The organism is Blautia sp. HCP3S3_H10_2 (assembly GCF_052122375.1).
In the GTDB taxonomy this organism is placed as follows: Bacteria; Bacillota; Clostridia; order Lachnospirales; family Lachnospiraceae; genus Blautia_A.
The window spans coordinates 259,324-272,844 of record NZ_JBQKCL010000006.1; the positions used below are offsets into that span (position 1 = coordinate 259,324).

Here is a 13,521-nt window from a genome sequence, read left to right on the forward strand (position 1 = left end):
CAGAATATAGAAAGCAAGGTTGAAGCCATGACTGCATTGACAGAGTTAACAACTGAACAACTCCAGTATTTGTGTGAACGCATTCCTCACAAAATCGTTGTTGATTATTTTAATAGCCATTCAAAAGAATACAATAAAATATGGAAAGGCCGCACCCAAAGTCTGAAGCGAGATCAGATTGTCCGGCTCTTAGTCACCAATATAAAAAATCTTTTTATAACCTCTTTCGTTGAAAAATGTGTAGGTCTTTGGTTTTCCGAAATTAAGGAATTCCGTCAAACATTAGAAAACGAAGGTGCAACCGCTGACGAATCATTGCTTCGAGCACTTCCTGGAAGTGTTTTCTGTGATGATATTGATCTATATTTTTTGCTATCTGACGAATCGTATACGACAGAATACATCTCCCTCGTAAAAAATATTATCCATCTTATCCCGGCGCCCCAGATACCCGCAGATGACACTGATAAAAAGGAGGATCCGGCGGATTCAGAACAAACTGCTAACATCGCTACCATTGAAGCAAAATTAGCTGAAACGCTTGCCAAGGTGGAAGATTTGGAAAAACTGATTTCTACCGAACAGTCACTTCGCAAACAACGTGAAGAGGAATTAGCCCGAGCAACATCTGAGATAACAGAGTTGCAGGCTTCATTGAATATCGCTCGAGAACATATTTCCGAAACAACACATATAAAAGCTGAGCTTGAGGAACTGCGTCTGCTGTCCCGGTATGCAGATACCGATGGTACTGAAATAGTAGAAACTGAATTCGAATACACCTCCATTTGTCGAGTTGTCCACAGTTATTCTGATCAAGCTTGGCTCATACGTTTAGCGGATGTAGCTAATGGAGCAATATCCGTTTTTGAACAAGCTGAAGATATTCCTCGCTATTTTGGAAACCGAGACCGCCTTTTCTGGCGGAACGGTCCAGACGAAAATGGATACATTGGTGTGTGGAAGTGGAATGCTCAGCCTAACAAGAATGACCCCTCTACCGACTATGTAACTACAGCATTCAATGGAAGTATACGCTTCATTGAAATTGTTGAAGTACCTACATGCCACACTATTTCAGAGTTAACACAGTATATTTCGTCTTCGCAGATTTCTCTTTTCAGCGGAAGAAAAATCCTATTTGCTTTACCTGCAGAAAATAACGAAATCAAAGGCATACTGTGTGACGAAACAAATTTCGTGAAAGTCGGTGACAAATTCAAACTGAATAGTTCAGTTTACATATTGCCACAGTTCACCATAAAGAAATCAGATGTTATATCTTTCTCCGGAATGCAGTTATATCGTTTCACACGATTAGGTCTTCCTCAAACCCTTGTACAAGTTCGAGACCCTATGTATGTTGCTAAGGACATTATTATATCTAGAGCAACTTCCGCTGTGCTCCGCGAATCCGGCTTGTCCAAAAAAGAAGCCCAGCATTGTCGTTCTTTTTTAACCGAACTGCCTATAGGCACGGTGGCCCAGGAATTATCAGAACTGTATGCATGCTCTGAAGAAGATGCTCAGTCTTATATTGATGCATTTATCGAACATGCCGATTCATATCTCTGCAGCGAAGACTTAGATGTTTCTGTAATTTCTGCTGCTCTTGAAAGAAATTCCGGTCTCGTTGCAATATGTAAAAACATGCTTTTTGATGAATGGCGTCAAGAAAATGAAATTTTACTGACAGAAGCCGAGAAGAAACTTGCAGATATAGAATCACGCATCACCTCTGGGGAATCAAAAGTGAAAGGTTTGAAAGCTGATCAACAGACTCTCCAGGAACAATTGAATGCTATCACTGCGGAGATTCAATCCAAGGAACAGCTTGCCTCTAGTGTTGAGAAAAAGGTTACTGAACGTATTGCCGCTGCAAAGAGTAATGTTGCTGATTTTATCTGCGAAATGGCTTTTGCTACAAGTTATGGTTCTAAGCAAGTATCCTCTAGAGGTGCCTCTTTTCCTAATGAAATGAAGGTCACACATAGAACCTGTACAACTACACAAGGTGATACTATCGAGGACTGTGATACGTTTGAGGAGGAATTAGCTGAGAATTTAGAGAAAACTGGTTACACTGAAAGCTATGCTTATGAAATGTCTCAAGTTATCAGTTTCTGCATATGCAATAAGATTCCTTTGGTGATTAACGAAAACGCAGGTATCATTGCGGACTGTATTGCTTCCATGTTTGGAGCAGATGGTGCCATGGAACTGACTCTTCCTCTTGCGGAATCAAGTTGTACATCGCTGTGTCATACTATCCAAGAAAATGCTACGGCAAAGTATAATGTGTTCATTATTAACGGTGTTTTCGATGGTCTCAGCCTGAATGCGTATAACGAACTTCTTCAGAACTATACTGAGTTGAATCAAAAAACTTTGCTCATTCTTTCTACGCGAGGCCTTTCTATGAGCATGATTCCTGCTGCTGTTTGGAACCACGCATTCTTTATTGACGGTGATCTGCATCTGACATCCGTAATGACTGAGCCATTAACTAGTTTTTCCTCTGAGGTAGCTTTCGTTCCAACATATGATAGTGCAACAATCAAAGCAAAACGAAAAGAATTAAAGCCTTTTAAGGACTATGTTTGCAATACCGCTCAGTTGAATTACGCTATGTTCATGGCAACATATGATGAGCATATTGCGTCCAGTCTTCTTCTGCAATTGCAATTAATAATGGCTGGCCTAAACAATAATTCACTCGATGAATTAGTGGCTTCGTTTGCCTCTGCCGGGGTAACCGAAGAAATTCAAAAACTAATTATTAAGTATCTGTGAGGTAACAAAAGTGGACGATAAGATTCTGGCAGCAATGGCTTCAGATATGAACATAACTAAATACAAGACTGAATCTGAATCTCAGTACTGCACCAGAATCTTATACTCTGCTGTTGCGTGTTGGATAAAGACGGCAGCAACAGATAAAGTATTGGGAAGTGATGAGAATTCTGGTGTGAGCAGACGTCATATTATTGATCGTTGCGTACCAATACTTAATGAACTGCTACTTCGCCACCCTCTTTCGAAACAATGGTTTATGCCCGAAGCTGATGCAGAGAATCCCGTTTCACTAATCAGAACACGGCTGATTAGGCACGGAGATTTATTGAACGTAGGCTTTAATACAAATCTTATTCTTGCAAACCAGGCAATCGTTCCGCTTAATGAGTCTGTTGCAGCATATAAGGGTGTTTTACTAAACCCACAGACATACTATTCTGGAATAGCCACTTTGGGAAATCTGGTATCTGCATACACATCTTCCTCCCAAATTATTGACGCTGTGTCTTGGTTTAATGAATACATAAATAGTGCCTGGTGGGAAAAAGTTAATGGGTTTGACGAAAGCACACAATTCTATAATGCTTCATGTACGTCACGAAACAATTACTCGTGTTGGCAGTCCATTATACCAGCCTCTGCCAAAGACATTGTATTCGCTCGAAGAACCGTGAATAATGCAGGGTATGAATACTTCTTGATAAGATTAAAATACGGCAATTATTATATTCACAGAATTGATCCCTTTCTTCAGGAAATCGGAGAACATCGCAGATTTATGTTTGCATTACGTTCGCTGTCAGAGAATAAAATACCCTGTCAAATTACGGTTCATTCTGACCACATTTCACTTAAAATGTGGGTGCGTCTGCCACAAAAGGAATTAACCCTGTTGGAAAGCTATGCATGGCCGCATAATAGCATTTCTGATGTGCTCGAATGGGATATGGAACTCAGTGTCTGGTCTATAACACGACCATTCTTCGAAGCCCTTGGGTTCAAAATAATGGAGGCCTAATTATGGATAAATATGGCGTAAAAAGTACACATGATGCCATCAAAGGAAAACTTTTAGATTATATTAATACTGTCTACCTCGGCAAAAACGATGCACTCCGCATCGCTTGCGAGAGTGAATTGCAATCCCGCGGTATGATTTATCAAGAACCATATATTGAAGCTAATCATGCCTACCTGGCCGTTCCAAATGGTTTAGCTACTTCTAGCATTCCGGATGATGCGAAAAGAATACTAATGGCAATGGCCGAGCGAGATCTCGGTGTATTTGCAAGTCCGTACAAACATCAGCTAGAATCTCTAGAGGCATTTTATCAAGGCAATGATTTGTTTGTATCCACAGGTACTGGTTCCGGTAAAACTGAGTGTTTTATGTGGCCTATGGTCAGCAAGCTTGTTCTTGAACAAATGAACTCCCCCGAAACTTGGAGCGTCAGAGGTGTTCGTGCTATCATGCTTTATCCGATGAACGCTCTTGTTTCAGATCAGCTCGGTAGACTTCGTAAAATGGTTGGAAACCGTAAGGATGGCTTTCATAATCTGATTCATGAATTAGTGCCTGGTTGCCGAGTCCCTCAATTCGGCATGTACACAGGCCGTACTCCTTATCCAGGCTTACCAGACGAGAAGCAAAACGCTGGACTCGCCGATACAATGGCAAAGGATATCCTAAACCAGCCACAGGAAGTTAAAGAAAAACTAAGAGAATTAGGAAAATATCCTTCAAAGAAAGATTTGGCCTCTTTTGTTGAGAAACTCAGAAATAACGAAAGCTTCCTTACCGATGCGGAAGATGCAGAACTGATTATGCGTCAGGAAATGCATCAGTACTGTCCGGATATTCTCATCACAAACTATTCTATGCTTGAATATATGTTGATGAGACCAATAGAGCGCGGATTCTGGGATAGCACCAAACTTTGGCTCGATAGTAACCCTTCCAATAAACTTTTGTTCATCATTGATGAGGCACACATGTACCGTGGCTCTTCTGGCGGCGAAGTTGCACTTTTGGTACGAAGAGTTTTACATAAACTTGGTATTAATAGAGACCGTGTTCAATTCATTTTAACCAGTGCCAGCGTTCCGCCTGAAGATAATAAAGTATACAAATTTGCCTGTGACTTAAGCGCTCAGGATATCGAAAAAAATACATTCCGCTTAATAAAGGGAACGGACGAGGTAATCGTCTATACTCAGCATGAACTTGACCCTGCTGCACTTATTGATTATGACATAGATGCGCTCCAAGTTGGCTGGCCAGAAAAAAGCCAAGCAATACAGGAGTTTGGAAGATTAGCAGGTTTCCCACTAGACTGCGATTTCACCAACGAGCATCAAGTCGAAATGTGGTTATATGATAATCTGCAGAAATGTGACCCTATGTTACGAATCATGGATCAAACACGCGGTCATGCAACAAGTTTCAAGGAACTAGCGAAAATCACATTCCCAAATACAACGGAAGAAATCGCTGAGAAGGCAACAAGTGCTTTATTAGCAATTGCACCTTTAGCTAAAAGTTCTTCAGGGAATGTTCTATATCCCGCACGCTTACACATGATGTTCCGTGGTCTCCAAGGTCTCTTTGCTTGTTCCAATCCCAATTGCACCTGCTCCAATCACGATGGAAGCCTGGCACTTGGCCATATTTATTTAAATAAGCCTGGAACGAGATGTAAATGCGGGGGAATGATTTACGAACTCTTGAATGAACGTTCTTGCGGAGCATTGTTCCTTAAAGGCTATGTGGATTCGACCGAAATCACGAATCGTTTTGTATGGAACGAGTCTGGAGTACAGTTTACAGGAAATCTTAGAGAAGTATTGTTTTATCCTATTCCTTCTGATGGTAGCTTCAAACGCACTAAAGATGTGAAGGTTGCTTGGATGAACAGTATCTCCGGTCGTTTAGATGAGTTTAATGACCATACCGGGGAAGCAAATTATATTCAAGTTGCATATTGCCCCGTTGATATTCCAGGCCGTCCTAATATCTGGAGCTTCAAGACTTGTCCAAAGTGTGAAAAGCTTCATTTTGCTGCAACGGACTTTTCGACTAAGGGAAATGAACCGTTTTTCAACTTGGTATCAGAGCAGTTCTATGTACAGCCCCCGGTACCAAAATATAAGTCCTTAGTTAACGAAGGCAGAAAAGTATTGCTGTTTTCTGATAGCCGTCAACGTGCAGCTGTCCTGGCAAGAGATCTAACCCGTGCCGCAGACGAAGATGCAATGAAAAAGGCTTTGACTGTTGCAGCATATGAATTACAACAATGGGCCGATGATAATGACAAGGTTCCTACGCTCAGCCTTCTTTACGTATTCTTTTTGAAAGTTGCATACAAAAACAACCTCCGATTCTTCTATGGAAACAATGAACATGAGCTTCTCGAAGCACTGTCCACTATGGGAGAAAAATATGAAAAGAAAAAGGGTAAATTAAAATACGACATAGTAGCAAAAAAATACTTCATTCATAAACCAGATCAGTATAGCGAACATCTTCTCCGGCAGCTGTGCAGTAATTTCCGCTCTTTGACTGATGTTGCACTGTGTTGGATAGAACCGTGTGACATTGATGAGGAAACATTTGATGAGATAATAGAAGCCTTTGAAAATGCTAATATCACCATGTCTATTGATGAATTCAAGGTTCTTTTCGCTGCTTGGGCAATGGAAATTATGACCTCGGAATATGCTGTAGGCTCGGATATTGATGATGGAGTAAGAAAGAATATAACTGCGTATCATCAGAGACTGGGTGTGGAGAACGAAACAGAGCTACCTCCTCGTATCCGAAAAATGCTCGAAGAACATGGATTATCAAAACCACAGATTTCCGTCATCGCTAAGCAGTTATCTCTGTTTTTGGCACAAGGAGTTAACTCCTCCTCCATGTACTTAAATACCGATCTTGTAACGCTACGATTCGGTGCTGACCACGAATGGTATAAGTGTCCTAGGTGTAGTGGAGTTTTCCCGTTTTCTTTATGGGGAAAGTGCGCCCATTGCGGAAAAGGCACCCCTGTTAAAATGTCAGAACCGGATTTTGGCGGTATCAATTTCTGGCGTGAACCTGTTCTTAGGGCTGTTGATGGCGATCCACAGGCTTTGATGACACGAATTAATACCGAAGAGCACACAGCGCAGCTCTCTCATAAAGACCAACGCCAAAAAACATGGTCAACAACAGAAGATTTTGAGATGCGTTTTCAGAATGTTCACGTTGATAATGATAGACCTGTTGATGTTCTCAGTTGTACCACGACAATGGAAGTCGGTATTGATATTGGTTCTCTGACTGCTGTCGGACTACGCAATATCCCACCTATGCGCGAAAACTATCAACAGCGTGCTGGTCGTGCTGGGCGAAGAAGTGCTGCTATTTCAACAATTGTAACATACACAGATAACCGCCCGCATGATAGCTATTATTTCCATAATCCCGAAAAAATTATTTCTGGAGAACCTCGTACACCGTGGATCGATGTCAAAAATGACAAACTAACGAATCGTCATTTTAATGTAATTTGTGTTACTGAATTTTTCGACACACTAGGTTTAGGTGCCGATAAAATGGGTGTCTGTGAATTCTTCGAGAAACACTTTGACAAATTTATTGCTTTTATAGTCAAAAAAACCGCTGTGGATTTTGATATGTCAGCACTCATTCCGGCGGAAGTCACCTTTGATTTTGATAAATACAAAGCTGATTTCCTATCTCAAATCGTTGACTTAAAAAAGCAGGTTGAAGAATTCCCAGATGAATACCGGGATGATGACAATAATGAGAAAAGCGTGCTTGATACCTTTTTGGAAACTGGCATTTTCCCTACATATTCTTTCCCGAAAGACGTTGTCGGTTTTTATGTAGAGAACTCTAAAGGTTCCGCAATTGTCCAGAAACCCGAGCGTGCGTTAGAAACAGCAATTAGCGAATATGCTCCTGGCAGAATTGTGGTAATCAATAAGACGACCTATAAATCTGGCGGTGTTTACAGTTTTCACTCCAAATTTAGACCTGATATGCAAGAACATCCTGCAAGACCATTTTTCGAAAGTGCAGAGTATTTCAAGCCATTGTATTACTGCAATGACCCTGCTTGTAATTGGATGGGGCTTGAATCACAAAGCAGATGTCCTTTCTGCGGTCAAAATAGCATTGAGCAACAGCATTTGCTAAAACCTTGGGGCTTTGCTCCTATCGCAGGAGTAAGCACAAAAGAAGCTGGGGCTGATTCGGAAATGACATACGCAGAAGACCCTTGCTATTCCATAACTCCACGAGAAGAAGAAATGCATGAAGAAGAAGGATTTGACAATCTTAGGTACTCAAAACGTTCAAACGACCCTCTGATTATTTTGAACAAGGGTCCTAAGTCAACTGGCTTTATGGTATGTAAGGACTGTGGTGCAGCTGTTCCTGGCGATGACTCGTCTCTTCTTGGAAAATTGAGAAAGCCATATCGCCACCCTCATAAATACTATGAATGTTCTCACAATCCGTCTCAGATTGTAAACACGTATTTAGGCAACCAGTTCCGAACTGATATGGTTGTATATGAGATTGCTCTTGATTCAGAGAAAATCAATGTTGAGGCAGGTGGCCTTTGGATTCGCAGAGCTGGTCAAACCTTAGCAGAAGCAATGACATTAGCTGGTGGGCGTTTATTGGACATCGAATTCAATGAAATAAAGAGCGGATATCGTCTTCGTTATTCGCCCGATAAACACATCGCTTATGTAGATGTTTTCTTATTTGATAGTTTATCAAGCGGTGCTGGCTATTGCTCAGCGTTAGCTGAACGCACTTCTGAATTAATGAAGGAAACTAGAGAAGTACTAAACACCTGTCCTTCCGGCTGTGATTCTGCCTGCCACGAATGCTTGATGCATTACTGGAATCAACGTGTACATGGGTTGCTCGACCGATATGCCGCTCTCGATTTGCTGAATTGGTGTGAAAATTCTATATTGGCATCTCCTCTTACATACGAAAAGCAGGAAGAATTGCTGATGCCCCTCAATGAATTAAGCGCTGAATTCCGAATCACAGGAGATGGTACTAGACATTTCATCGAGAACAATGGTAATAGGCAAGAAATTGTTGCTTATCCTGCAATGTGGAACGAACACATTAGTTTACTGCCATCTAGAGCAATCTGCATTTCTGATCAGCTTCTAAAATATGCAATGCCAAAAGTGGATGCAATAATTCGTGCTTCACTGTAATTTATCAAGCAACAAGCCCCTGCTCGTAGTTCAAAATCGAGCAGGGGCAGTTTTTATATGGCTATTGAAACAAAATCAGATTTGCTGATTTGAATACCGCTCTGTGCCAGTCTATCTGCATGAGTGGTGTAAATCTTCTGCATCATCTGTACTTTATCATCTTTCAAACCATAATGAATCCTCCGATGGCACACAGGGCATAGACAGATGATATTGGCATAGACATCCAGGCTATTTGAGAAGTGCGGCTGCATATGCATCGGAATTGCGTGATGTCCTTCCATATACATATGATTCGTTCTTGCAGCAATAAAGCTATCATGGCGGTTATCGATTTCACAGCGGAACTGAGCGATTTCCAGTGACTGCTCTCGGATAATACCGGAACGCCGCCAAACTGTGGTTTCTCTTTTCGCCTGAGGAGCGATCTCAATCGGCACATCAAGAAGCACTACCTTTTCTTTTGCCAGAGCGAAATCCTCACCCTTTGCGAATCTACAGTAGTTGTTTAATCCTGCGCTATACATCTGATGCCCACGCTTATCTTGAGCAATAAACTCTGGATCTGCATAGAGAATGTCACGCACAGTGCCTAACTGCTCAAAATCCATGATTTCGTATATGTTCTCTGTGACAAGATTTTTGGAAACCAGATAACGGGAGATATTATTCAGAGCATCAATATAATGCTTGACCGAGGATTGGGAGAGGTTACGCACATCAGTCAGATATCTAACATAGTATTCTTTTAAAACAGGATTCTGCATAACGTCTCACCACCTTTCTACCTACATAAATAATACCAGGTGTGTCAAGTGAAAGCAATCTCGCAACTATCTCAATTTAGTCATTTCTCCGCCAAATGACCAAATTGAACATTAGAATGAACATATTGAAACATCAAAGGAGTCGATATCCCTGCTGTGGGAATCGGCTCCTTCTTGCTAACGATTCGTTATTCAGTTTATGGGGTCACGAAGCGTTACCCCATCCTATTCTTCAATCACCCGGCATCTATCCTCACCGTAAGCCACGCCCAGGGAGCTGCCGTTATCCCAGTGCACATGGATGGTCCCGATATCATCTACGTACACAACCGTGCCCTTTGTTCCGGGCGGCGGTGCTTGTCGGTCGTTCATCTCTTCTAATTCCACCCTTGTCCCCGGAGCATATTGGCTGCGGAGGCATTCAAGCCTTGCCTTTGAGATTCCCCACATCAGCGGTCACCGACCTTCTTCCACGCCCCATTCCCGGTCAGATTTTTCAGCAGCACGCTCCGGGCTGCCTTGTACTCATCACCGATAAACCCTAGTCGGAGCAGAAAGCACCGGAATGCGTATTTCTCATTCTCCACCTTCTTCTCTTTCATGGTCACACGCTTGGCTGTCCGTGCCTGTTCCACCAGCTTGCTGATTAGCTGCGTATAGGCCAACGCTTCATCTGCATCCCCGGAAAGGGAGAACCAAGGGAACAGCACCTTACTATCCGTGACCTCGTAGGTAAGGTTTTCTGCTTCGATTGCTTTCCGTATCAAATTTCCCTTGCCCTCAATAATTCTGTCGAGGTTGGCGAGTGTGGCTTCGTCCACCAGTCTCAGCGGTATCTCCACCGTCAGCTTACTGGAATCCACATTTTCTTCCTCCGGGGCTTCATTCGGTGTTGCCTTTTCTACTGAATCGGTCTGCTCTGCAATGCGAAGTTCCGTCTTGGCGGTGAAGCCCATCATCTGCAATCCGGCAACCACGCCCTTGACCGTTTCTGCATCGGTGTCCTCCGTCCAACTTAGGACACCGTCTTTGCTGATGGTAAAGTAGCCAATCTGATAAGCACAGGTGGGAACCCTCTTGTAAATGACCTTCTCCTGGATGATTTCCGAAATGACCTGTGCCATCTGTTTCCGCTGTTCATGGCGGCTACCATTTTGATACAATCCAACGGTTGCACCCCCTTTTGCACCCCCTGAATACGAGAAATGCACCCCCTCCATCCGGGCATTGGATTAGGCTACTCTTCGTTTTATGGAGGGTTGCAGCATAGTCTTTTCTTTCACGAAAAAAGAGATATCAACGCGCCAGGGTCAATATCTCTTTCTTCTTATTATAATTCACTTGTCAAGCTTTCGCAGTATTCCTCTTCCCAGGCAAAATGTTCTTCTGAACATTTTTCACATCGATTGAAAGCATCATCCATGATAATTCCCATGTCGGCCATGTCCGCTATGAAGTTGATGGGATCATCGACTGGGACCATGCTGCCACAAGTCTCGCAGTGAACATAGATGTTGTTTTCTCTAAGCGGATGAAATGAAATAGTTCCGTCCTCGTTTGCTATTCTCACATAAAGCATATTGAAATACCTCCTCGTTTTGGTATGTCTATATACGCTCTATATTAAGAAAATAGCAACGATAATTCACACTATATAATCAACAAATATGAAATCGTCAAACTGGAAGTTGTCAGTCTTTCATCTTTTTTATCACTCACTAATTAACTGTAATCCATTAGGATTTAGCTGATATATTTTATCACACACCTCTTCAATGTACTTTCTATCGTGAGAAATGCTAATGACAGCCCCTGGAAATTCTCGGAGCATTTTTCTTATTACCGGGCCGGATAATGGTGAAAAATTTCTTGTAGGCTCATCCAGAATAAGAACATTCGCACCACTTAAACTCATCCTCAAAAGAAGCACTTTCGCCTTTTGTCCACCAGACAACTCCCGAATAGGATGCTCCATTTCATCTGGCGTGTATTTAAGTGAACCTAGGTATGTTCTAATTCTTGTACGCTCTTCTTTATCTCCTGTTTTATCAAGGTAATCAACCGGTGTAACAGATAGCTCCAACAAATCTTCATAATTTTGGGGCATATATTCTGCTTTAATATCATTCCGATTCATAAGTTCTTCCGCTATCTTTTTTAGAAGAGTCGTTTTTCCTGCCCCGTTGGCTCCTATAATACAGATTTTCTCTGATCCTTTTATTTTCAAATAAATTCCTTCTGCCAAAATTCTTTCGCCTTCTGGAGTCATTAGCTTTGAAAGTTCATATTCTATGACCGTTTTCCCTGTTGGAATGTATGCGTTTTTATCTCCTAATTTAAAAAAGATTGCTTCTTCCTGCTCCGGCATTTGCGTCATATTTTCGTCTTCTCTTTCAAATCTTCGCCCCATAGCCTTAACTGTGTGCATTTTGTCCTTCAAATTCTTTGCCACCGACGGCGCTTGTCTGGAACAATTTGCTAATGCGCTTTGCACACTCTGAGACACTCTTTGATATTTCTCATCTCGAATCTTTTTTTCCCTACGGTCACATAGTGCCCTCTGTTCTTGAAGTTCAAATTTATGAAGCCGTTCCTCCACATAGTTTCTATAGGGAAGCTTGGCCACGGTATATCTCGCTTCTGTTTTTCGCTTAATCTGCTCGATATGTATTACCATGTTGGCGGTACGCTCTATCAATGTTTCATCGTGTGAAATAAAAAGCACAATATGTTTCCATTCATTTATGGTTTTTTCCAGTAATGTAAGCGTCGCAATGTCAATATCATTTGAAGGTTCGTCTAACAATAGCACAGAAACATCGCGAATAAAAAGCCGCATGAGTTGTACCTTGACTTTTTCTCCTCCTGAAAGGCTCCCCATCATCTGACTACTGTAGAAAAAATCATTTTTTATTCCAAATTTCCCTGCAGTAACAGACAGTTCTTTTGGCGTTTTCTCCCAGAATATTTCTTCCTCAGAAAAATACTCGTATACGGTTTTTTTCTTATCTTCATCGGGCATCTCTTGCGGAAGGTAACCAAAACGTTCGTTTCCCATTACTCTTTCCCCATCCGCTTCTATATAGTTTTCTATAAGCGATGGATCATATATCCACTTCATTAATGTTGATTTTCCGTTCCCTTCTTCTCCAATGATAACTGCTTTATCTCCATCATTTAGCACAAGGTTGAAATCATCAAGAATTACTCTCAGGTCTTTTTTATGTGTTAAATTTAATTTCTTTATCTGTAACATAAAGTTCCTCCTTTTCGAAACACGAGTCAATTATTTTTGTACACACAAAAACGAGCCTTTTTTGCATACGCAAAAATAGACTCGCTAAATAGACCTTTATTACTTTCCCTAAAGAAAAGCAAAGGAAATGCCTCTTGCGATAATCCAACTTAAGCGTACACAAAAATAAACCTATTTTCTACAGGCTCAATAACTATATGTGTCTTACTTAAATTAAATTATCTATTAATCATTTCCTCACCTTACACGAAATGTGCCATCCTTTTTTCTAATGATAATACTATCATACTGTATTTTTTGTGTCAACACATTCCACCTTATAGAAGCGCAAATTCAAAGTGAACAAAATCGCTGCGCGATGGCCTGCCAAGGCTGTGGCGCAGTTTTACTGTTTTTTTATTAAAAAGGCAGTTGATTCTTCTTTAAAATGTATTTATTGTTAAGTTACCA

8 protein-coding genes are annotated in these 13,521 nt (G+C 41.4%); 3 read left to right on the plus strand and 5 right to left on the minus strand.

Features of this window, described 5'->3' with window-relative positions; genetic code table 11:
* Nucleotides 1-27: 27 nt before the first annotated feature.
* Genes ACTQWB_RS09005 through ACTQWB_RS09015 form a run of 3 tightly spaced genes read left to right on the plus strand, consistent with a single transcriptional unit; the run spans nucleotide 28 to nucleotide 9,048 of the window.
* On the plus strand, nucleotides 28-2,793 hold the full coding sequence (locus ACTQWB_RS09005) for a hypothetical protein (protein WP_441501357.1): 2,766 nt from the start codon (nucleotides 28-30) through the stop codon (nucleotides 2,791-2,793).
* Between the two features lie 10 nt (nucleotides 2,794-2,803).
* Nucleotides 2,804-3,814 carry a hypothetical protein gene (locus ACTQWB_RS09010; protein ID WP_441501356.1) on the plus strand — a complete coding sequence of 337 codons (1,011 nt, stop codon included), beginning with the start codon at nucleotides 2,804-2,806 and terminating at the stop codon, nucleotides 3,812-3,814.
* 2 nt (nucleotides 3,815-3,816) lie between these two features.
* Nucleotides 3,817-9,048 (plus strand): DEAD/DEAH box helicase, encoded by a 5,232-nt coding sequence (locus tag ACTQWB_RS09015; protein ID WP_441501355.1) that lies wholly within the window; start codon nucleotides 3,817-3,819, stop codon nucleotides 9,046-9,048.
* 53 nt (nucleotides 9,049-9,101) lie between these two features.
* Here the strand turns inward: ACTQWB_RS09015 and ACTQWB_RS09020 are convergent, their stop codons facing one another.
* The 5 genes from ACTQWB_RS09020 to ACTQWB_RS09040 all read right to left on the minus strand — a co-directional run bounded on the left by ACTQWB_RS09020 (nucleotide 9,102) and on the right by ACTQWB_RS09040 (nucleotide 13,071).
* Nucleotides 9,102-9,815: an HNH endonuclease gene (locus ACTQWB_RS09020; RefSeq protein ID WP_441501354.1), complete on the minus strand. Its 714-nt coding sequence runs from the start codon at nucleotides 9,813-9,815 to the stop codon at nucleotides 9,102-9,104.
* Between the two features lie 225 nt (nucleotides 9,816-10,040).
* A complete protein-coding gene (locus tag ACTQWB_RS09025; protein ID WP_441501353.1) occupies nucleotides 10,041-10,265 on the minus strand; it encodes a DUF4314 domain-containing protein in 225 nt (74 codons plus the stop codon).
* A complete protein-coding gene (locus ACTQWB_RS09030; RefSeq protein ID WP_441501352.1) occupies nucleotides 10,265-10,978 on the minus strand; it encodes a virulence protein in 714 nt (237 codons plus the stop codon). Before ACTQWB_RS09030 ends, ACTQWB_RS09025 begins: the two co-directional genes overlap by 1 nt.
* 167 nt (nucleotides 10,979-11,145) lie before the next feature.
* Complete coding sequence (locus tag ACTQWB_RS09035; protein WP_441501351.1) at nucleotides 11,146-11,394, minus strand: hypothetical protein; 249 nt, start codon at nucleotides 11,392-11,394, stop codon at nucleotides 11,146-11,148.
* A 132-nt stretch (nucleotides 11,395-11,526) separates the two neighbouring features.
* Entirely contained in the window at nucleotides 11,527-13,071 is a 1,545-nt protein-coding gene (locus tag ACTQWB_RS09040; RefSeq protein ID WP_346793722.1) for an ATP-binding cassette domain-containing protein, read from the minus strand.
* Between the last annotated feature and the right edge of the window lie 450 nt (nucleotides 13,072-13,521).

Bases quoted from the DNA above. Each gene is read 5' to 3' on its own strand.
- ACTQWB_RS09015 (WP_441501355.1), top strand. From the start codon at position 3,817: ATGGATAAATATGGCGTAAAAAGTACACATGATGCCATCAAAGGAAAA.
- ACTQWB_RS09020 (WP_441501354.1), bottom strand. From the start codon at position 9,815: ATGCAGAATCCTGTTTTAAAAGAATACTATGTTAGATATCTGACTGAT.
- ACTQWB_RS09005 (WP_441501357.1), top strand. From the start codon at position 28: ATGACTGCATTGACAGAGTTAACAACTGAACAACTCCAGTATTTGTGT.
- ACTQWB_RS09035 (WP_441501351.1), bottom strand. From the start codon at position 11,394: ATGCTTTATGTGAGAATAGCAAACGAGGACGGAACTATTTCATTTCAT.
- ACTQWB_RS09040 (WP_346793722.1), bottom strand. From the start codon at position 13,071: ATGTTACAGATAAAGAAATTAAATTTAACACATAAAAAAGACCTGAGA.
- ACTQWB_RS09025 (WP_441501353.1), bottom strand. From the start codon at position 10,265: ATGTGGGGAATCTCAAAGGCAAGGCTTGAATGCCTCCGCAGCCAATAT.